The organism is Pseudomonas baetica (genome assembly GCF_051216495.1).
In the GTDB taxonomy this organism is placed as follows: Bacteria; Pseudomonadota; Gammaproteobacteria; order Pseudomonadales; family Pseudomonadaceae; genus Aquipseudomonas; species Aquipseudomonas baetica_B.
Map to the genome: position 1 here is coordinate 1 of NZ_JBPKAM010000064.1, position 19,145 is coordinate 19,145.

Below are 19,145 nucleotides of genomic sequence, written 5' to 3' on the forward strand. Positions count from 1 at the left end.
GGGTGGGGGGTTGGGGCGGGTTTTAAGTCGAAAAAACTGTGTCATTTTCGTCACAAGCGGGCTGTCTCCCATCTGGAAGTGCGTTTTTTTGTGGGAGCCAGCCTGCTGGCGATGAGGGCATCAGTTTCAACACTGCACTACCCGATATCCCACAAACAAAAACGCCGCGATCTCTCGCGGCGTTTTTGTGTCTGTTGCCTTACCCCAGGTTCTTGCCGAGCAGCGCGTGATACAGCTCGCTGTCGCCGAGAATCCCCACCACACGGTTGTTGTCCTGCAGCACCAGTTTGTTGCCGGTCTGGTAGCGAATCTGCAGCGCGTCGCGCATGCCGATGCTGGAGTCCACCAGCGTGGGTTTGCGACCCAGGCCTTCAACCGCCTGACCCGGAACCCAGTTCTGCAGATCCAGGGTCGAACCGTTTTGGCGCGCGCCCTTGATGGTGTTGCCTTCGGCCAGGTCCAGCCACGAATCGCCGCCCGGATCCAGGCACACCGAACCGTTGATGCGCTTGCAGTTGTCCAGGGTGCGCATCAGGCTGCGACCGCACAGCACGTTCAGCGGGTTGGTGTGGGCCACGAAGGTCCGCACGTAGTCGTCCGCCGGGTTGAGGACGATGTCTTCAGGCTTGCTGTACTGGATGATCCGGCCGTCTTTCATGATCGCGATACGGCTGCCGAGCTTCAGGGCTTCGTCGAGGTCGTGGCTCACGAACACGATGGTCTTGCTCAGCTTGCGTTGCAGTTCCAGCAGTTCGTCCTGCAGGCCTTGGCGAATCAGCGGATCGAGTGCCGAGAACGGTTCGTCCATCAGCAGGATGTCGGCGTCCATCGCCAGCGCACGGGCCAGGCCCACGCGCTGCTGCATGCCACCGGACAGCTCATCGGGTTTCTTGTTGCGCCATTGGGTCAGGCCCACCAGTTCGAGTTTTTCATCGACCAGTTTCTTGCGTTCCTTCTCCGGACGGCCCTGCATTTCCAGGCCGAAGCTGATGTTCTCGCGCACCGTCAGCCAAGGCATCAGGGCGAACTTCTGGAACACCATCGCGATGCGCTTGGTGCGCATCATTTTAAGTTCCGCGGCGGAGCAGGACGCAATGTTGATCTGCTTGCCTTCGTGCTCGACGAACAGCTTGCCACGGCTGACGGTGTTGAGACCGTTGATGCAGCGCAGCAGGCTGGACTTGCCGGAACCGGAAAGGCCCATCAGTACGCAGATTTCACCTTTTTCGATGTCCAGGCTGGCCTTTTCAACGCCAACGATCTGCCCGGTCTTTTTCAGGATCTCGCTACGGGTCAAGCCTTGATCGAGAAGCTTCAGTGCTTCGCGCGGATCCTTGGTGAAGATTACGTCGACGTCTTCGAAGCGAATTATGCTCATGCGTCACCCCCTACTTTGGCGTCGGGTTGTTTGCAGATACGGTCGAGCATGATCGCCAGCAGTACGATCGCCAGGCCCGCTTCGAAGCCCAGGGCGATATCAGCAGTGTTCAGTGCGTTGACCACCGGTTTACCCAATCCATCGGCGCCCACCAGTGCCGCGATCACCACCATCGACAGGGACAGCATGATGCACTGGGTGATGCCGGCCGCGATGCTCGGCATGGCGTGGGGCAGTTCGATCCGTGTCAGTAGCTGGCGACGCGAGCAGCCGAAGGCTTTGCCGGCGTCCATCAGTTCTTGCGGGACATCGCGGATGCCCAGGTAGGTCAGGCGGATCGGCGCTGCAATGGCGAACACCACTGTGGAGATCAGGCCTGGCACCACACCCAGCCCGAAGAGGGTCAGGGTAGGAATGAGGTAAACGAAGGTCGGTACGGTCTGCATCAGATCGAGTACCGGTCGCATTAAAGTGTAGAACATCGGCTTGTGCGCCGCGACGATGCCCAGCGGCACGCCGATGACCACGCACACCAGGGTGGCGAACATCACCTGGGCGAGGGTCTCCATGGTTTCCTGCCAGTACCCCAGGTTGAGGATCAGCAGAAAGGAAGCGACAACGAAGGCGGTCAGCCCCCATTTGCGCTGGATGAAGTGGGCCAGGAGGGCGATGAGGCCGATCAGTGCCAGCGGGTTGAACCAGGTCAGCGCGAAAGTCACGCCGTGAATCATCGTTTCCAGCGTCACGGCAATGGCATCGAAGGTGTTGGCGCCGTGTTGCGTCAACCATTCGACAAAGCTCGCGATGTGCTGGCCTAAAGGTATTTTCTGATCAATCAGCATGGTAGTGAACGTCCGCATGCAAGGAAATAAACAGCCCGGGCAGGCGAACCTGCCCGGCATAAGCGATTACTGAGCAATCTTGGCTTTCACGGCCTCCAGGCCTGGTTTACCGTCAATGGTGGTCACGCCAGCAAGCCAGGTATCGAGCACCTGTGGATTCTTTTTCAGCCAGGCCTTGGCGGCCGCGTCAGGCTTCATCTTGTCGTCCAGGATGTTGCCCATGAGTTCGCTTTCCATGTCGACAGTGAACTCCAGGTTTTTCAGCAGTTGGCCCACGTTGCTGCATTCCTCGGCGTAGCCCTTGCGGGTGTTGGTCGCCACGGTGGCAGCGCCGAAATCCGGGCCAAAGAAATCGTCGCCACCGGTCAGGTATTGAATCTTGAAGCGTTTGTTCATCGGGTGCGGCGCCCAGCCGAGGAAGACCACGGCGGTGTCGCGTTTCTGCGCGCGGTCGACCTGGGAAAGCATCCCCGCTTCGCTGGACTCGACCACCTTGAAGCCGGCGTCTTTGAGGCCGAAGGCGTTCTTGTCGATCATGCTCTGGATCAGGCGGTTGCCGTCGTTGCCCGGCTCGATCCCGTAGATCTTGCCGTCGAGTTCTTTCTTGAATTTGGCGATGTCGGCGAAGTCATGCAGGCCCTTGTCGTACAGGGCTTGAGGCACGGCGAGGGTGTACTTGGCGCCCTTGAGGTTGGTGCGCACGGTGTCCACGGTGCCGGCATCGCGGTAGGGCTTGATGTCGTTCTCCATGGTCGGCATCCAGTTGCCGAGGAAGATGTCCATGTTCTTGCCGTCGGCCAGGGACTTGTAGGTCACCGGCACGGAAATCATGGTGGTCTTGGTTTTGTAGCCCAGAGCGTTGAGCACGACGCTGGTGGTGGCGGTTGTTGCGGTGATATCGGTCCAGCCGACATCGGAGAAGTTTACGGTGCTGCATTGGGCCGGTTCGGCGGCTTGCGCCAGAATCGGCAAACTAAGCATGGCGGCCAACAACAACGACGGGGAACCTTTCATGGATGGACTCCTTGGTGTTTTTTTTGGCAGTGTTCCGACTTGGACTACCGCACTTATAGGTTGCGGTTGGGTGGCGTTCTTGTGACGGCTCTACCGCAGCGCCTTTGCAATCGAGTCGAATAAGATCATGTACCAGTGAAAATCTGACGCCTACAGGGCGCGTCGTAACCAGTACAGGGATGGTCGCATCCAGTGTCAGTGACGTCGTTTACAGATTTTTTCAGCCCCTTTTTTCCCTCTGCATCGCAAAAAAACACCGTAAACATGGCGTAAAACGCCCACGGCGTTAGTGGACAAGAGTGCGTCGGTATGAGACGTCGAACGACATGACAAAAGCCTGATGATGCGGCCATCTCGGCGGATTGCAGCTTGAGCGTAGCAGCTCCGCCACCGGGCGCTTTTGCGCCTGGAGTTGGCTCATCCAGGAGTTTCGGCAGTCATGGCTATCAGTGTTTTCGACCTGTTCAAAATCGGCATCGGCCCTTCCAGTTCGCACACCGTTGGGCCTATGCGGGCAGCAGCGCTGTTCGTGCAGGACTTGCGCGAACGGGGATTGCTGGAGGCGGTGCGCCGTGTCGAGGTCCAGCTCTTTGGATCGTTGTCGGCCACCGGCATCGGTCACGGCAGCGACAACGCGGTGATCATGGGCCTGATGGGCGAGTGGCCGGATGCGATCGACCCGTCGCAAATCGGCATCCGCATCGCGACCCTGCGCGAAACTCACACGCTGTTGCTCGACGGTCGCTTGTCGGTGCCGTTCATTTGGGATCGGGACATGCGCCTGATCGACGAAAACCTGCCTTTCCACCCCAACGCCATGACCCTGGTTGCCGAAGGCGATGACGGCGAGCTGCATCGCGACACCTACTATTCGGTCGGCGGCGGTTTTGTCGTTGACGAGGCCCAGGCGTCCAGCGGTGTCGTCGATCTGGATAGCACGGTATTGCCTTACGATTTCTCCAGCGCCGCCGAACTGCTGGAACTGTGTAAAAAGCACAACCTGCGAGTGGCCGAATTAATGATGGCCAACGAGAAGGTCTGGCGCAGCGAAGAGGAGATCCGCAGCGGCCTGATGAAACTCTGGCGCGCCATGCAGGATTGCGTCGATCACGGCCTCAAGCACGAAGGCATCCTGCCCGGCGGGCTGAATGTGCGTCGCCGTGCGGCCAAGCTGCATCGCAGCCTGCAGGAATTGAACAAGCCCAATGTGATCGGCTCGACCCTCAGTGCGATGGAGTGGGTCAACCTTTATGCACTGGCGGTCAACGAAGAAAACGCCGCCGGCGGGCGTATGGTTACCGCACCGACCAATGGCGCGGCGGGGATCATTCCGGCGGTGCTGCACTACTTTATGAAGTTCAGCGAGGACGTCACCGACGCCAATGTCGTCGACTACTTTCTCGGCGCGGCGGCCGTGGGAATTTTGTGCAAGAAGAACGCCTCGATCTCCGGTGCCGAAGTCGGTTGCCAGGGCGAAGTGGGTTCGGCCTGCGCCATGGCGGCGGCCGGGCTGGCGGAAATCCTCGGTGCCACGCCGGAGCAACTGTGCAACGCGGCGGAAATCGGCCTGGAGCACAACCTCGGGTTGACCTGCGATCCAGTGGGCGGTCTGGTGCAAGTGCCGTGCATCGAGCGCAACGCGATTGCCGCGGTGAAGGCGATCAATGCCGCGCAGATGGCATTGCGTGGTGATGGTCAGCACTTCATTTCGCTGGATCGGGTGATTCGTACGATGCGCGATACTGGCGCGGATATGCATGACAAATATAAGGAGACGTCGCGGGGTGGGTTGGCTGTCAGCGCGGTAGAGTGTTGAGTCAGTAGGACCGTGTTGCCTGCTTCGCGAGCAAGCCCGCTCCCACATTTGGAGTGCATTCCCCCTGTGGGAGCGGGCTTGCTCGCGAAGAGGCCAGACCAGTCAAAACTGCGCGTAAAGTGAACATTCGATCGAAATCACGCCACCTTTTGGCGCGTCGCAAACAGGTAAACCTCTGTCGTAAGGCCAGGGCTGCGCAGCGCCCCTGACCACCCGTCCCCCCGTGCCTTGGGTGACACTCTTTCACGGCTGCTCGCAGCCCTGTTCCCACAAGTGCTACCGATTTGCTCACACCCGTCGGGGCAGGGCACTTGCCGCCGTTGATGGCACTTATAACCCCCACTCGCCGCGCGTCTTATATAGACACATTCCGACGTCGTTTTTAGGAGTTATTGAACGCACATTCAAATTTAGGCATGGCAATTGCTCTGTCATTACAAAGCCCGTCTCCCATGCGAGAACGATGGCAATAACAAGAGCCTCCGCCTGAGGCCATCACCCGCTTTGTGTGAGGAGATACCGCGATGACGTCGTTCAACTCCGGGGCCCAACCCCAGAACCGTGCGCCTCAATCCATCGGCTTTCTGCTGCTGGACAATTTCACGCTGATTTCCCTGGCTTCCGCAGTCGAACCGCTGCGCATGGCCAACCAGTTGTCCGGCCGCGAGCTGTATCGCTGGACCACCCTCACCGTCGATGGCGGTCAAGTCTGGGCCAGTGACGGTCTGCAAATCACCCCCGACGCCTCCATGCACAAAGCCCCTCCAATGGATACCGTGATCGTCTGCGGCGGTATCGGTATCCAGCGCACTGTTACCCGCGAACACGTGTCATGGCTGCAAAGCCAGGCGCGTCAGTCCCGTCGCCTCGGCGCGGTCTGCACCGGCAGCTGGGCCCTGGCCTGCGCCGGCCTGCTGGACGGTTTCGATTGCAGCGTGCACTGGGAGTGTCTGGCGGCGATGCAGGAAGCGTTTCCACGGGTCGCCATGAGTACCCGCCTGTTCACCCTCGACCGTAACCGTTTCACCAGTTCCGGCGGTACCGCGCCGCTGGACATGATGCTGCACCTGATCAGCCGCGATCATGGTCGCGAACTGTCCGCCGCGATCTCGGAGATGTTCGTCTACGAGCGCATCCGCAACGAACAGGATCACCAGCGCGTACCGCTCAAGCACATGCTGGGCACCAACCAGCCGAAGCTGCAGGAAATCGTCGCGCTGATGGAGGCCAACCTCGAAGAGCCGATCGATCTCGACGAACTGGCGGTGTATGTCTCAGTGTCCCGTCGGCAGCTGGAGCGGCTGTTCCAGAAATACCTGCACTGCTCGCCGTCGCGTTATTACCTGAAACTGCGCCTGATCCGCGCCCGGCAGTTGCTCAAGCAAACGCCGATGTCGATCATCGAGGTGGCGTCGGTGTGTGGTTTCGTGTCCACGCCGCACTTCTCCAAGTGCTACCGCGAATACTTCGGCATTCCACCGCGTGACGAGCGCGTGGGCTCCAATACTGCACAGCAAGTGGCGATGATGCCGCTGCCGCAAGCCCTGGTGCTGTCGCCGCTGTCCGGGCCGTTGTCGGCGCTGAGCCAGGCGCGCAATGAGTCGACTTTTGCCAGTGTAAGGCTCTAAAACCGAGTCGCCTTCTTCTTCGCAAGCAGGCTCGCTCCCACAGGGATCACCTTAACCCTGTGGGAGCGAGCCTGCTCGCGAATGGATTTAACGGACGACGTGGCTCTGCTGGTATTCCGCCAATGCTGGCAGCAACTGCTTGTCGATGGCCTGGCGCACGGCCGGCAGAATCGTCGCGCTGCTGGTGTACATCTGCTTGACCATGGTGCGCAGCACGATCGCCCGCTCGTTGTTCAACCCTCGTACCGCACATTCGCAGGCCTGCTCGGCCGTGGCGCCATTCGGTACTTGAAAGCCCAATGCCTTGAGCTGGCCCAACAGGTCTTCCTGATCAATCAAATCGGCGTGCATCATGACGCAAATCCTTCTTCGGAAACGGAGGTCGTGGCTCGATTCTGGTAGGGGTGTCGGGTCGCGGCAAGGGCGATTTGTCGCAATGGCCACATTGGCTATGAAAGCGTCGTTTTCGGGCTATTTCGCTGCGAGGGGAGTCGGCACACTGGACTCAGCTCGCTTCACGAAGGTTTGGTCACCCTAGCGCGGCAGCTCCTCAACAGTACCCTCTGCCTCGATCCTGTCACGGCTTGATCGGGGCTTTTTTTTGTCTGTGAATCAAGAGCATCAAGGGGGTCTGAACTGGCGCCTTCGCGAGCAAGCCCGCTCCCACATTTGACCGAGTTCCAACAGGGGAATGCGGTCTGCTGTGGGAGCGAGCCTGCTCGCGAAGAACGATGACGCGGTCTAACGCTGCAACACGAGAATGCGTGACAACAACTCATCCCGATCCACATAACAGCCCTGGAAATGCCGCGCCCCAGAGGCAGGATCGAAGGCGTTGCGGGCATGCAGGGTGCGGCGGTTGTCGAAGCACCAGAGTTCGCCGGGGTTGAGTCTCTGCATCACGCGGAAGCGGTCCTCGCGGGTCATCGCGATAAAGCGGCGATAGGCGCGGTAGAGCTTGGGCATCTGTTCCACCGACGCATCGAACGGACCGCGCAGGAAGTTCGCCATACGGATTTCCGAGACTTGCCCCAAGGCGTCCAGGGCGATGATCGGAGCGAGGCAGCGGTAGTCGCTGTGACGGTCCTTGTTGCGAAACTCAACGGGGATCTCGCAAAGGCTTTTGAAGGATTCAGGGTCCTCGCGACGCAAGGCATCGGCGATGGCAAAGCCGTCGACAAAAATACTCTCGCCACCCTCGGCATTGTTGACCAGGCAGTGCAGGAATTGCAGCCCCGGTTGCAACTCCCGGGTCGGTAAATCGCTGTGCAATGGCAGATTGAAAGCGGTGTAGGCGTTGCTGTCGGCGTCGGCCTTGGATTGCACATTGAACAACACGCCGAAATTGCTCTCGCGGATGAAGGAGATGCGCTGGGCAATCAGCTTCAGCGAGCCGGGCTCCGTAGGCACGCCGCGGACCTGGGTCAGGCCGGTATCGCGTACGGCCAGCAGCCATAGCAACAGGGCATCGTTGTCGTTCATCAGCGCCTGATACTCGAACACCGGCAATTGCAAATCACGGTGCCAAAGCCTGGCTTTAGGCTTGCCCGCCCGCCGTTCGGCGCGGGAATCGTCGTCATAGGCGTGGGCGCGCAACCAGCCCGGGTCGAAGCGGCTGAGGTGACCGTCTTGCCACTGCACACGCAGACAACCTTCGGTATCAACGCTGGCTTCGGTGGGCAGCAGGTTTTCTGGAACGTCGACGATTTCCAGCACCTGTTCGCGCGTCACCGTGTAGACGCATTGCGGGCACGGGCAGTTGTCCCGCAGCCATTGATGGTGAAAGGGGCTGACTCGGTCATCGGCCCACTTCACCAGAACACGATCCGCTATCGCCTGCACGCCTGTCAGCGCGCTGATCAACGGATAAGTACGGAAGTCGGCAAAAGCGGCGGCGGTGTTCATGGGATCTCCTTGTTATTTTTTTGGGGGTAATGCGATCACTCGGCCAATGTACTCAGGAGAAGGCAGGTCTGCTTGTTCGGCGACGATGGCTTGCAGTTTGCCCAGGGTCACTTCGCTGAACGGTGTGGAGCGTGGTCCGGCGAGGTCGACGTGCAACAGCATTTGTTCGTTGCCCGCCAGTTCCTTGTCGTCACCTGCCAGATGCAGGCTGTGGTAGAGGTGCAGGCGCTTGCTGTCGTGGCCGATGATCTGCGTACGCACCTCGACATCGGCGTCGAGCTTCACTTCGTGCAGGTAGTTGAGGTGCAGTTCCAGGGTGAACAGCGAGTGGCCGCTGGCTTCGCGGTTGTTGCTGTCCATGCCCAGGCAGTCCATTAGCGAATCGGTGGCGTAGCTGAAGATCAGCAGGTAGAAAGCGTCGCGCAGGTGGCCGTTGTAGTCGACCCAGTCGGGGATGATGCGGGTTTGGTAGGTGGTTAGTGCGGGCATGATGGATCTCCACATTTAGTTGCTGGCACACACATTTGTGGCGAGGGAGCTTGCTCCCGCTGGACTGCGAAGCAGTCCCAAAACCTCCACACGCGGTCTATCAGTCAGATCGCATTTGCCGGTTTTACGACCGCTTCGCGGCCGAGCGGGAGCAAGCTCCCTCGCCACAGGGACTTGCGCTTATTCGCTGAACGCCATCCCATGCTTCTCTTTGGTGGCTTTCACCGCGTCCAGCACTGCCATCAGGCAGTCATCACGATAGCGCTCCAGCGCGGAAATGCTGTGTTTGCCCAACTGATCGCTGGTGCCGTCCACCACATCGTCGATCAATTTCTCGGTCAATTCAGGCGCCGGCAGGTAAGTCCACGGCAACTGCAACGCCGGGCCGAACTGGGCCATGAAGTGACGCATGCCGGCATCGCCACCGGCCAGGGTATAGGTCAGGAAGGTGCCCATGAACGACCAGCGCAGGCCAGCGCCAAAACGAATCGCGTCGTCGATTTCGCCAGTGGTCGCGACGCCGTCGTTGACCAGGTGCAGTGCCTCGCGCCACAGTGCTTCAAGCAAGCGGTCAGCGATGAAACCCGGTACTTCCTTGCGCACATGCAGCGGACGCATGCCGAGGGATTCATAGACTTTCATCGCCGCTTGTACGGCTTCGGGTGCAGTGTTCTTGCCGCCGACCACTTCCACCAGCGGCAGCAGGTAAACCGGGTTGAACGGGTGACCGACCACGCAGCGCTCCGGGTGCGTGGCGCTCTCGTAAAACTCGCTGGGCAACAGGCCCGAAGTGCTGGAGCCGATCAAGGCGTTGGGTTTGGCCGCGGCGCTGATCTTGCTGTGCAGTTCCAGTTTCAGCTCAAGACGCTCGGGGGCGCTTTCCTGGATGAAATCGGCGTCACGCACGCATTCTTCGATGGTGGCGACAAAGCGCAAGCGATCCTGCGAGGCACCGGGCGCCAGGCCTTTTTTCTCCAGCGCACCCCAGGCATTGGCGACGCGTTTGCGCAGGGCGGCTTCAGCGCCGGGCGCAGGGTCCCAGGCCACCACATCGAGGCCGTGGGCGAGGGCGCGTGAGACCCAGCCGCTGCCAATGACACCGCTGCCTAGGGCGGCGAAGGTTTTGATTTCGGTGATAAAGCTCATGACGATTTCCTAAAGAGTCCAGTGATCCCCTGTAGGAGCGAGCTTGCTCGCGATGGTATTCCAGGCGCTGAGTGGCGTCGGCTGTACCTTTTTCGCGAGCAAGCTCGCTCCTACAGGGTTTTGTGTATATGGCTTAACCGCGTTGTTTCAGGCCCATTTTCTTGCGGCCTTCAGCCGGGGTCAGAACACGGGCGCCGAGGCGGCTGAGGATTTCCGTGGCGCGTTCGACCAGTTGGCCGTTGGTCGCCAGGACGCCCTTGTCCAGCCACAGGTTGTCTTCCAGCCCGACCCGCACGTTGCCGCCGAGCAAAACGGCCTGTGCGGCCATTGGCATCTGCATGCGACCGATGCCGAAACCGGCCCAGACCGCATCGGCCGGCAGGTTGTCGACCATGGCTTTCATGGTGGTGGTGTCCGCCGGGGCGCCCCACGGAATGCCCAGGCACAGTTGGAACAGTGGGTTGTCGAGCAGGCCTTCCTTGATCATCTGCTTGGCGAACCACAGATGCCCGGTGTCGAAGATTTCCAGCTCGGCCTTAACACCCAATTCGGTGATGCGCTTGGCGCCGGCGCGCAGTTGGGCTGGGGTGGAGACGTAAATGGTGTCGCCATCGCCAAAGTTCAGGGTGCCGCAATCGAGGGTGCAGATTTCCGGCAGCAATTCTTCGACGTGGGCCAGGCGGGTCAGCGGGCCGACCAGGTCGGTGTTCGGGCCGAATTCCATTGGCTTCTCGCCCGGGCCGATTTCCAGGTCGCCCCCCATGCCGGCAGTGAGGTTGACGATGATGTCGACGTCCGCCTCGCGGATACGCTCCATCACTTCGCGGTACAGCGCCACGTCACGGCTGAACTTGCCGGTTTGCGGGTCGCGCACATGGCAGTGAACCACGGTGGCGCCGGCCTTGGCGGCTTCCACGGCGGCGGCCGCGATCTGTTTCGGAGTGACCGGCACGTGTGGGCTCTTGGCGGTCGTGTCGCCAGCACCGGTGAGTGCGCAGGTGATGATGACGTCGTGGTTCATTTGGCGGTTCCTTACAGGCGAGTGCTATTTAGGTGAAAGTCCGGGCGTAGCGGTCCCGTTCGCAGCCCGTTCGGGCTGCGAGTCGGTGGTTCGTTCGGCTTTATTTACTGGTCAGTTGCAGGTTTTCAGCGGCCGGTTTGCCATCGAAGGTGGTGACGCCTTCAAGCCAGCGTTTTTTGTCCTGCGGGTGATCCTTGAGCCATTGTTTGGCGGATTCGAAGGCGTCCTTGTGATCCAGCAGCGGCTGCATCATCCGGCTCTCGTCTTCGGCGGTGAACGTCAGGTTGCTCAGCAGGCGACCGATGTTCGGGCATTGTTCGGCGTAGGTCGGTGCAGTGACGGTCCAGACGGTGGCCTTGCCTTCGTTCGGACCGAGGGCGTCGTCGCTGCCGGTGAGATAGGTCATTTTCACGTTGACGTTCATCGGGTGCGGCGCCCAGCCGAAGAACACCACGGCTTCGTTGCGACGTACGGCGCGATCCACGGCGGCGAGCATGCCGGCTTCGCTGGACTCGACCAGCTGGAACTTGCCCAGGCCGAACTGGTTCTTGGCGATCATCGCCTTGATCTGGGTGTTGGCGCCCGAGCCAGGCTCAATGCCGTAGATCTTGCCGCCCAGCTCTTTTTCGAACTTGGCGATGTCGGCGAAGGTTTTCAGCCCCTTCTCGGCGAGGTAGGTCGGCACGGCGAGGGTCGCGCGGGCGTCTTGCAGGCTTGGCGCTTCAAGCACCTTGACCTGTTTGGCATCGACGAACGGGGTGATGGTCTGGGTCATCAGCGGGTTCCAGTAACCCAGGAACAGGTCCAGGCGCTGATCGCGAATCCCGGCGAAGATGATTTGCTGGGAAGCGCTGGTTTGTTTGGTGCTGTAGCCGAGGCCGTCGAGCAATACCTGGGTCATGGCGCTGGTGGCGATGACGTCGGTCCAGTTCACTACGCCCATGCGCACGTTCTGGCACGACGCAGGTTCGGCGGCCATGACACTGGCGCTCAGTAAAGCGGTACCACTGAGTGCAAGAACACAGCTGCTGATCAGTCGTTTCATCTCAGGATTCCTCGGCAGTTTCGTTATTGTGGGTCCGGTCGTCTTTGTGCGCCGGTGATGACAAGTTACGCAGCTAAACAGCCATGAAAGCGCACTGCGGCGACCGACTCTTGCACTGCAGCGACCTGTCCTCTTGAATGCCGCTCGCAAGTGGCGTATCAACATGTCCACGCTACCCGCTCATCGAGTGCGCTCCATGTCCCAGGATTTCTATTTCTTGTTGATGCCGGGTTTCTCGGCCATCGGATTTATCTCGGCCATCGAGCCGCTGCGGGTCGCCAATCGCTTTCGTGGCGAGCTCTATCGCTGGCACGTACTGAGCGCCGATGGCGGGGCGGTGCTGGCCAGCAACGGCATGTCGGTCAACGCCGATGCGGCGCTGGAACCGCTGAAGAAAGGCGCGACGTTGCTGGTGGTCGCCGGCTTCGAACCGCTGAAATTCGCCACACCGGCCCTGGAGCACTGGCTGCGTCGCCTGGACAACGAATGCGTGACCCTCGGCGCCATCGACACCGGCAGCTTTATCCTCGCCGAAGCCGGCCTGCTCGACGGCCATCGCCTGACCCTGCACTGGGAAGCCATCGATGCTTTCAAGGAGTCCTATCCACAGCTCAGCGTCACGCAGGAGCTGTTCGAGATCGACCGTCGGCGCATCACCTCGGCTGGCGGCACCGCGTCCATCGATTTAATGCTGGATTTGATCGCCCAGGCCCATGGCCCGGAACTGGCAATTCAGGTCAGTGAGCAATTCGTGCTCGGCCGCATCCGTCCGCGCAAAGACCACCAGCGCATGGAAGTCGCCACGCGCTATGGCATCAGCAACAAGAAACTGGTTCACGTGATTGGCGAGATGGAACAGCACAGCGAGCCGCCGTTGAGCACGCTGGAACTGGCGGAATCGATCAAAGTGACGCGCCGGCAGCTGGAGCGATTGTTTCGGCTGCACCTGAACGACACGCCGAGCAATTTCTACCTGCGCTTGCGCCTGGAGAAGGCGCGGCAGTTGCTGCGCCAGACCGATATGAGTGTGTTGGAAGTGAGTATTGCCTGCGGTTTCGAATCGCCGTCGTATTTCACCCGCAGTTATCGGGCGAAATATGAGCGCTGCCCCCGTGAAGATCGCCGTACCGCCAAGGCATAAACACCTCAAAACACTGTGGGAGCGGGCTTGCTCGCGAAGAGGTCGGCAAATTCAACATGGTTGTTGACTGATCTATCGCTTTCGCGAGCAGGCTCGCTCCCACAATTGGGTTCGCTTACTTCTTAAGTAATGCAGAGCAGGCGGCTTTGTACGCCTCATGTTGATACTTGTTCAGCGTCTGCGGCAGCTCAAAACCATGTTTCTTGGCTTGGGCATTGATGGTCTGCGGCGACAGCAGCGTCACCTCGCAATTCTCCAGCAATTGCAAAACCCCTTCGATCTTGAACGTCGTCGGTCCACCGGCGAATTCGCCTTTCTTGCTGCGCTTCTTGATCGCGATTCGATCGATCGAATTCTCGCGAATAAACGACGCAAGCTGAGCGGCAAAGACTTTGACGTTGGCGGCCTCGTCGTCATCGTCCAGGGCGATTTTCTTGGTGGCGAGTGCAACGTGGTTCAACGCCTGACCGTCGAGGGCGGCCACGGCGATGATCGCTTCGCTGCCTTTGATTTCGATGCCGCAGATTTTCATTTCGATTCCTTCATGACCTAAAGCTCAAGTTGATTGGCGGTAATACCGAACGCCGCGGCAATTTTCTCGCGCGTGGCCTTCCGGGGCTTCGCAACGGTCTCTTGCTGCGCGAACGCCGGTTGGGAAATACCCATGCGTTTGGCCACTTCATCCTGCGTAAGGTTCAAGTGCTCGCGCCATGCACGGATCGGCGTTGCGCCGTCGACGATGCGGCTGACCACTTCATGAGGGATCAGGTCGGGCTCGATTTTTTGTGCCACATATTGCGCGTAAGGAATAACCACGAACGCGGGGTTTCCGTCTGCGTCATTGATGATTTGAACGTCAGTAGGTGCGTTCATCGCGTTTTTTGACCTCTTGAATACTGACCACTTTGATAGCGCCATCCCAGTCGAACATGATTCGATAATTGCCAACTCGCAGGCGGTAGGCGTAATCATGGTCAACCAATGCTTTGACATTCCCCACATCAGGCATGCCGGCCAGAGTCGTGACCGCGTTACGAACCTGAATCTGATGGGCGGAATGCAATTTGAGAAGCTGCTTAACGGCCTTTCGAGTCCAGTGAATGCTGTTCATGGGAGAATATAAGTCTTTTATAAGATTTGCGAATCTTTACTTATATTTTCACGTTGGCCAATTAACGAAGAATGTCGGGATGTTGCCCGCTAAGTAGGGTCTGCTGCGAAGCGTCGGGTGCGCTGTAAGACCGGTCAGACACGCGTGTGGGAAAGATCGTTTCCTGAAGGAGGAATGCTGGCGGGTGTGCCAGCATCCGACAAAAGAGTTGCATCACTCCTGCCCAATCGACTCCAAAAACTCCGACCGCTCATCACTGATCCGTGCCACGCAATCGTTCTGCGCAATGGTGAACGCCTTGCTGCCGGTCGTGGCCGGGAAGGCTTCGACGGCGCAGTCGGCGTCGCGGGTTTTCTGCCATTGTTGTTGTGAGGCCTTGATTTTGGCGGTGATGTCGGCCAGTTGCGACGGGTTCTTGCCATAGAGCGACTGCATGCGCTCGTTCAGGCTTTTGAAATTTTCGCTCAGCAGGTCTTCGGCGGTGGTTTTGCTGAAGGCGGAGCATTCCAGCGTCTGGATGTCGTTTTCGACTTTGTCGCAGGGGTTGTCGTCGGCTTCTTCCGCTGCGTTTACGCCGGTTGCAATCAGTACCAGTGCCAGGATGATCGATTTCATTTACGTCGCCGCCCCTTTTTCAATAAAGCATCCAGTGAAGCATTCTCAGGTTGCGGCGAATTCTGGCCCATGCCGGCGGCCTTGAACAGGTCGCGAATCATGCCCGGCGACGACCCTTTGTCGCGGATTGACGCTTTCGGCAATTCCCCTGTCGTTTTTGCACCGGGTCGCCAAAGCCCTCAGGCATATGCTGGCTCCAAAGCGCCGGCAGACGATTCGGCGCATGAATCGCTAATAAGGGGACAGCCTGATGAGCCCAGCCGAATTGCACGCCGACAGCATCGTTATCGACGGGCTGATTATTGCCAAGTGGAACCGTGAGCTGTTCGAAGACATGCGCAAGGGCGGTTTGACCGCGGCCAACTGCACCGTGTCGGTGTGGGAGGGTTTCCAGGCCACCGTCAACAACATCGCTGCCAGCCAGAAACTGATCCGCGAGAATAGCGACCTGGTGATTCCGGTACGCACCACCGCCGACATCCGCAAGGCCAAGGAGCAGGGCAAGACCGGCATCCTCTTCGGCTTCCAGAATGCCCACGCCTTCGAAGACCAGATCGGTTACGTCGAGGTGTTCAAGCAGCTGGGCGTCGGTATCGTGCAGATGTGCTACAACACCCAGAACCTGGTGGGCACTGGTTGCTACGAGCGCGATGGCGGGCTGTCGGGCTTCGGCCGTGAAATCGTCGCCGAGATGAACCGTGTCGGCGTGATGTGCGACCTGTCCCACGTCGGTTCCAAGACTTCCGAAGAAGTCATCCTCGAATCCAAGAAGCCAGTCTGCTATTCCCACTGCCTGCCGTCGGGCCTCAAGGAGCACCCGCGCAACAAGTCCGATGAAGAGCTGAAGTTCATCGCCGACCACGGCGGTTTCGTCGGCGTGACCATGTTTGCGCCGTTCCTCGCCAAAGGCATCGATTCGACCATCGACGACTACGCCGAAGCCATCGAATACACCCTGAACATCGTCGGCGAAGACGCCATCGGCATCGGCACCGACTTCACCCAGGGGCATGGCCAGGACTTCTTCGAATACCTGACCCACGACAAGGGCTACGCCCGCCGCCTGACCAGCTTCGGCAAGATCATCAATCCGCTGGGCATCCGCACCGTCGGCGAGTTCCCGAACCTGACCGAGACCCTGCTCAAGCGCGGCCATTCCGAGCGCGTGGTGCGCAAGATCATGGGCGAGAACTGGGTCAACGTCCTGAAAGATGTTTGGGGCGAATAAGCCGCCGCACCTCTGAATCCTTTCCCCCGGTCGTCCGCGCCGGGGGCAACACCAAAATTTTTCTGGAGTTAAGTTTCCATGGCCAAGATCGCCCCGCAATTGCCTATCGAAGTCGACAGCGAGACCGGTGTCTGGACCTCCGACGCCCTGCCGATGCTGTATGTGCCGCGTCATTTCTTCGTCAACAACCACATGGGCATCGAGGAAGTGCTGGGCGCCGAAGCCTATGCCGAGATCCTCTACAAGGCCGGCTACAAGTCCGCCTGGCACTGGTGTGAAAAAGAAGCCGAATGCCATGGCCTGGAAGGCGTCGCAGTGTTCGAACACTACATGAAGCGCCTTTCGCAACGTGGCTGGGGCCTGTTCAAGATCCAGGACATCGACCTCGACAAAGGCACCTGCAGCGTCAAGCTCGAACACTCCGCTTTCGTCTACGTCTACGGCAAGGTCGGGCGCAAGGTCGACTACATGTTCACCGGCTGGTTCGCCGGCGCGATGGATCAGATCCTCGCCGCTCGCGGCAGCAAGATCCGCACCGTGGCCGAGCAAGTCTACGGTGGCTCCGAAGAGGGCCACGAAGACGGCTTGTTCATCGTCAAGCCGTTGTAAGTCGAGGAACCCGCCATGGCTTTCGAAGCAATGTTCCAGCCGATCCAGATCGGCAAACTGACCATCCGCAACCGCGTGCTCAGCACCGCGCACGCCGAGGTCTACGCGACCGACGGCGGCATGACCACCGACCGGTACGTCAAGTATTACGAAGAGAAGGCCAAGGGCGGGATCGGCCTGGCGATCTGCGGCGGTTCGTCCGTGGTCGCCATCGACAGCCCGCAGGAATGGTGGAGTTCGGTGAACCTGTCCACCGACCGCATCATTCCGCACTTCCAGAATCTGGCCGACGCCATGCACAAGCACGGCGCCAAGATCATGATCCAGATTACCCACATGGGACGTCGCTCCCGTTGGGACGGTTTCAATTGGCCGACCCTGATGTCGCCGTCGGGCATCCGTGAACCGGTGCACCGCGCCACCTGCAAAACCATCGAGCCGGAAGAAATCTGGCGGGTGATCGGCAACTACGCGCAAGCGGCTCGTCGCGCCAAGGCCGGTGGCCTGGATGGCGTGGAGTTGTCCGCCGTGCACCAGCACATGATCGACCAGTTCTGGAGCCCACGGGTCAACAAGCGTACCGACGAATGGGGCGGTACCTTCGAAGGCCGCATGAAGTTCGGTCTGGAAGTGTTGAAAGCCGTGCGCGCCGAGGTCGGTGACGACTTCTGCGTGGGCATGCGTATCTGCGGTGACGAGTTCCACCCGGACGGTCTGTCCCACGAAGACATGAAGCAAATCGCCCAGTATTACGACAACACTGGGATGCTGGATTTCATCGGCGTCGTGGGCTCGGGTTGCGACACCCACAACACCCTGGCCAACGTGATTCCGAACATGAGTTATCCACCGGAGCCGTTCCTGCACCTGGCCGCCGGTATCAAGGAAGTGGTCAAGGTTCCGGTGCTGCACGCGCAGAACATCAAGGACCCGAACCAGGCCACCCGTATCCTGGAAGGCGGTTACGTCGATATGGTCGGCATGACCCGCGCCCACATCGCCGACCCGCACTTGATCGCCAAGATCAAGATGGGCCAGGTCGACCAGATCAAGCAGTGCGTCGGTGCCAACTACTGCATCGACCGTCAGTACCAGGGCCTGGATGTGTTGTGCATCCAGAACGCGGCGACCTCCCGTGAATACATGGGCGTCCCGCACATCATCGAAAAAACCACCGGCAAAAAACGCAAGGTGGTGGTGGTCGGCGCCGGTCCTGCGGGGATGGAAGCCGCTCGTGTTGCGGCCGAGCGTGGCCACGACGTGACCCTGTTCGAGAAGAAGGAATTCATTGGCGGGCAGATCACCACGGCGGCGAAGGCTCCGCAGCGTGACCAGATCGCCGGTATCACCCGCTGGTATCAGTTGGAACTGGCGCGTTTGAAAGTCGACCTGCGCCTGGGCACGGCAGCGGATGCACCGACCATCATGGACCTGCGTCCGGACGTGGTGGTGCTGGCCGTCGGCGGCCATCCGTTCCTGGAGCAGAACGAACACTGGGGCGCGGCTGAAGGCCTGGTGGTCAGCAGCTGGGACGTACTCGATGGCAAGGTGGCACCGGGCAAGAACGTGCTGGTCTACGACACCATCTGCGAATTCACCGGCATGTCCACCGCCGACTTCCTCGCCGACAAGGGCAGCCAGGTCGAGATCGTCACCGACGACATCAAGCCCGGCGTGGCGATCGGCGGTACTTCGTTCCCGACCTACTACCGCAGCATGTACCCGAAAGAAGTGATCATGACCGGCGACATGATGCTGGAGAAGGTCTACCGCGAAGGCGACAAGCTGGTGGCGGTGCTGGAGAACGAATACACCGGCGCCAAAGAGGAGCGGGTGGTGGACCAGGTGGTCGTGGAAAACGGCGTGCGTCCGGATGAAGAGATCTACTACGCGCTGAAGGAAGGTTCGCGCAACAAGGGCCAGATCGACGTCGAAGCCCTGTTCGCGATCAAGCCGCAGCCATGCCTGGAACAGAGCGGCGACGGTTACCTGCTGTTCCGCATCGGTGACTGCGTGGCCCAGCGTAACGTGCACGCGGCGATCTATGACGCGCTGCGGTTGTGCAAGGATTTCTAACGGCTTGCAGTAAACCCTGTGGGAGCGAGCCTGCTCGCGAATGCAATCTGTCTGCCGACATTGATGTCGACTGACCCACCG

19 protein-coding genes are annotated in these 19,145 nt (G+C 59.8%); 6 read left to right on the plus strand and 13 right to left on the minus strand.

Annotated elements, in window-relative coordinates:
- Positions 1-199: 199 nt before the first annotated feature.
- From choV to ACSFE6_RS21040, 3 genes are all read right to left on the minus strand, one after another.
- Positions 200-1,378, minus strand: a complete 1,179-nt coding sequence (gene choV, locus ACSFE6_RS21030; protein ID WP_435429384.1) for a choline ABC transporter ATP-binding protein — start codon at positions 1,376-1,378, stop codon at positions 200-202.
- Positions 1,375-2,220, minus strand: a complete 846-nt coding sequence (gene choW / locus ACSFE6_RS21035; protein WP_435429385.1) for a choline ABC transporter permease subunit — start codon at positions 2,218-2,220, stop codon at positions 1,375-1,377. Before choW ends, choV begins: the two co-directional genes overlap by 4 nt.
- A gap of 66 nt (positions 2,221-2,286) precedes the next feature.
- A complete protein-coding gene (locus ACSFE6_RS21040; RefSeq protein WP_435429386.1) occupies positions 2,287-3,234 on the minus strand; it encodes a choline ABC transporter substrate-binding protein in 948 nt (315 codons plus the stop codon).
- A gap of 439 nt (positions 3,235-3,673) precedes the next feature.
- Here ACSFE6_RS21040 and ACSFE6_RS21045 point away from each other — a divergent pair, with 439 nt between their 5' ends.
- The gene (locus ACSFE6_RS21045; protein WP_435429387.1) at positions 3,674-5,050 is read left to right on the plus strand and encodes an L-serine ammonia-lyase; all 1,377 of its coding nucleotides are present in this window, start codon (positions 3,674-3,676) and stop codon (positions 5,048-5,050) included.
- A gap of 524 nt (positions 5,051-5,574) precedes the next feature.
- Positions 5,575-6,678 carry a GlxA family transcriptional regulator gene (locus tag ACSFE6_RS21050; protein WP_435429388.1) on the plus strand — a complete coding sequence of 368 codons (1,104 nt, stop codon included), beginning with the start codon at positions 5,575-5,577 and terminating at the stop codon, positions 6,676-6,678.
- 87 nt (positions 6,679-6,765) lie between these two features.
- Here ACSFE6_RS21050 and ACSFE6_RS21055 read toward each other — a convergent pair whose 3' ends face one another.
- The 6 genes from ACSFE6_RS21055 to ACSFE6_RS21080 all read right to left on the minus strand — a co-directional run bounded on the left by ACSFE6_RS21055 (position 6,766) and on the right by ACSFE6_RS21080 (position 12,284).
- Positions 6,766-7,032: a hypothetical protein gene (locus ACSFE6_RS21055; protein WP_435429389.1), complete on the minus strand. Its 267-nt coding sequence runs from the start codon at positions 7,030-7,032 to the stop codon at positions 6,766-6,768.
- Positions 7,033-7,419: 387 nt separating this feature from the next.
- Positions 7,420-8,583, minus strand: a complete 1,164-nt coding sequence (locus ACSFE6_RS21060; RefSeq protein WP_435429390.1) for a gamma-butyrobetaine dioxygenase — start codon at positions 8,581-8,583, stop codon at positions 7,420-7,422.
- Between the two features lie 12 nt (positions 8,584-8,595).
- On the minus strand, positions 8,596-9,072 hold the full coding sequence (locus tag ACSFE6_RS21065; RefSeq protein WP_435429391.1) for a thioesterase family protein: 477 nt from the start codon (positions 9,070-9,072) through the stop codon (positions 8,596-8,598).
- Between the two features lie 180 nt (positions 9,073-9,252).
- Complete coding sequence (locus ACSFE6_RS21070) at positions 9,253-10,218, minus strand: L-carnitine dehydrogenase (RefSeq protein WP_435429392.1); 966 nt, start codon at positions 10,216-10,218, stop codon at positions 9,253-9,255.
- A 133-nt stretch (positions 10,219-10,351) separates the two neighbouring features.
- Positions 10,352-11,239 carry a 3-keto-5-aminohexanoate cleavage protein gene (locus ACSFE6_RS21075; protein WP_435429393.1) on the minus strand — a complete coding sequence of 296 codons (888 nt, stop codon included), beginning with the start codon at positions 11,237-11,239 and terminating at the stop codon, positions 10,352-10,354.
- 100 nt (positions 11,240-11,339) lie between these two features.
- Positions 11,340-12,284 carry a choline ABC transporter substrate-binding protein gene (locus ACSFE6_RS21080; RefSeq protein WP_435429394.1) on the minus strand — a complete coding sequence of 315 codons (945 nt, stop codon included), beginning with the start codon at positions 12,282-12,284 and terminating at the stop codon, positions 11,340-11,342.
- Positions 12,285-12,480: 196 nt separating this feature from the next.
- Here ACSFE6_RS21080 and ACSFE6_RS21085 point away from each other — a divergent pair, with 196 nt between their 5' ends.
- The gene (locus ACSFE6_RS21085) at positions 12,481-13,425 is read left to right on the plus strand and encodes a GlxA family transcriptional regulator (protein WP_435429395.1); all 945 of its coding nucleotides are present in this window, start codon (positions 12,481-12,483) and stop codon (positions 13,423-13,425) included.
- A 115-nt stretch (positions 13,426-13,540) separates the two neighbouring features.
- On the opposite strand, the gene ACSFE6_RS21090 is transcribed toward ACSFE6_RS21085, so the two are convergent.
- The 4 genes from ACSFE6_RS21090 to ACSFE6_RS21105 form a co-directional block, all read right to left on the minus strand.
- On the minus strand, positions 13,541-13,957 hold the full coding sequence (locus ACSFE6_RS21090; protein WP_435429396.1) for a DUF3010 family protein: 417 nt from the start codon (positions 13,955-13,957) through the stop codon (positions 13,541-13,543).
- 17 nt (positions 13,958-13,974) lie between these two features.
- Entirely contained in the window at positions 13,975-14,298 is a 324-nt protein-coding gene (locus ACSFE6_RS21095; RefSeq protein ID WP_131060642.1) for a helix-turn-helix domain-containing protein, read from the minus strand.
- A complete protein-coding gene (locus ACSFE6_RS21100; protein ID WP_435429397.1) occupies positions 14,282-14,536 on the minus strand; it encodes a type II toxin-antitoxin system RelE family toxin in 255 nt (84 codons plus the stop codon). Before ACSFE6_RS21100 ends, ACSFE6_RS21095 begins: the two co-directional genes overlap by 17 nt.
- 213 nt (positions 14,537-14,749) lie before the next feature.
- Complete coding sequence (locus ACSFE6_RS21105) at positions 14,750-15,151, minus strand: lysozyme inhibitor LprI family protein (protein ID WP_435429398.1); 402 nt, start codon at positions 15,149-15,151, stop codon at positions 14,750-14,752.
- A gap of 250 nt (positions 15,152-15,401) precedes the next feature.
- Between ACSFE6_RS21105 and ACSFE6_RS21110 the strand changes: the two genes are divergently transcribed.
- The 3 genes from ACSFE6_RS21110 to dgcA all read left to right on the plus strand — a co-directional run bounded on the left by ACSFE6_RS21110 (position 15,402) and on the right by dgcA (position 19,064).
- On the plus strand, positions 15,402-16,379 hold the full coding sequence (locus ACSFE6_RS21110; protein WP_175387496.1) for a dipeptidase: 978 nt from the start codon (positions 15,402-15,404) through the stop codon (positions 16,377-16,379).
- Between the two features lie 78 nt (positions 16,380-16,457).
- Complete coding sequence (locus ACSFE6_RS21115) at positions 16,458-16,988, plus strand: DUF5943 domain-containing protein (protein ID WP_008019495.1); 531 nt, start codon at positions 16,458-16,460, stop codon at positions 16,986-16,988.
- A gap of 15 nt (positions 16,989-17,003) precedes the next feature.
- The gene (gene dgcA / locus ACSFE6_RS21120) at positions 17,004-19,064 is read left to right on the plus strand and encodes a dimethylglycine demethylation protein DgcA (RefSeq protein WP_435429399.1); all 2,061 of its coding nucleotides are present in this window, start codon (positions 17,004-17,006) and stop codon (positions 19,062-19,064) included.
- The last annotated feature ends 81 nt before the right edge of the window (positions 19,065-19,145 follow it).

Excerpts from the sequence above, each read along its gene's own strand:
- ACSFE6_RS21040 (WP_435429386.1), bottom strand. The coding sequence starts at position 3,234 with ATGAAAGGTTCCCCGTCGTTGTTGTTGGCCGCCATGCTTAGTTTGCCG.
- ACSFE6_RS21110 (WP_175387496.1), top strand. The coding sequence starts at position 15,402 with ATGAGCCCAGCCGAATTGCACGCCGACAGCATCGTTATCGACGGGCTG.
- ACSFE6_RS21065 (WP_435429391.1), bottom strand. The coding sequence starts at position 9,072 with ATGCCCGCACTAACCACCTACCAAACCCGCATCATCCCCGACTGGGTC.
- choV (WP_435429384.1), bottom strand. The coding sequence starts at position 1,378 with ATGAGCATAATTCGCTTCGAAGACGTCGACGTAATCTTCACCAAGGAT.
- choW (WP_435429385.1), bottom strand. The coding sequence starts at position 2,220 with ATGCTGATTGATCAGAAAATACCTTTAGGCCAGCACATCGCGAGCTTT.
- ACSFE6_RS21090 (WP_435429396.1), bottom strand. The coding sequence starts at position 13,957 with ATGAAAATCTGCGGCATCGAAATCAAAGGCAGCGAAGCGATCATCGCC.
- ACSFE6_RS21050 (WP_435429388.1), top strand. The coding sequence starts at position 5,575 with ATGACGTCGTTCAACTCCGGGGCCCAACCCCAGAACCGTGCGCCTCAA.
- ACSFE6_RS21115 (WP_008019495.1), top strand. The coding sequence starts at position 16,458 with ATGGCCAAGATCGCCCCGCAATTGCCTATCGAAGTCGACAGCGAGACC.
- ACSFE6_RS21095 (WP_131060642.1), bottom strand. The coding sequence starts at position 14,298 with ATGAACGCACCTACTGACGTTCAAATCATCAATGACGCAGACGGAAAC.
- ACSFE6_RS21060 (WP_435429390.1), bottom strand. The coding sequence starts at position 8,583 with ATGAACACCGCCGCCGCTTTTGCCGACTTCCGTACTTATCCGTTGATC.
- ACSFE6_RS21080 (WP_435429394.1), bottom strand. The coding sequence starts at position 12,284 with ATGAAACGACTGATCAGCAGCTGTGTTCTTGCACTCAGTGGTACCGCT.
- ACSFE6_RS21085 (WP_435429395.1), top strand. The coding sequence starts at position 12,481 with ATGTCCCAGGATTTCTATTTCTTGTTGATGCCGGGTTTCTCGGCCATC.
- ACSFE6_RS21105 (WP_435429398.1), bottom strand. The coding sequence starts at position 15,151 with ATGAAATCGATCATCCTGGCACTGGTACTGATTGCAACCGGCGTAAAC.
- ACSFE6_RS21045 (WP_435429387.1), top strand. The coding sequence starts at position 3,674 with ATGGCTATCAGTGTTTTCGACCTGTTCAAAATCGGCATCGGCCCTTCC.
- ACSFE6_RS21055 (WP_435429389.1), bottom strand. The coding sequence starts at position 7,032 with ATGATGCACGCCGATTTGATTGATCAGGAAGACCTGTTGGGCCAGCTC.
- dgcA (WP_435429399.1), top strand. The coding sequence starts at position 17,004 with ATGGCTTTCGAAGCAATGTTCCAGCCGATCCAGATCGGCAAACTGACC.
- ACSFE6_RS21075 (WP_435429393.1), bottom strand. The coding sequence starts at position 11,239 with ATGAACCACGACGTCATCATCACCTGCGCACTCACCGGTGCTGGCGAC.
- ACSFE6_RS21070 (WP_435429392.1), bottom strand. The coding sequence starts at position 10,218 with ATGAGCTTTATCACCGAAATCAAAACCTTCGCCGCCCTAGGCAGCGGT.
- ACSFE6_RS21100 (WP_435429397.1), bottom strand. The coding sequence starts at position 14,536 with ATGAACAGCATTCACTGGACTCGAAAGGCCGTTAAGCAGCTTCTCAAA.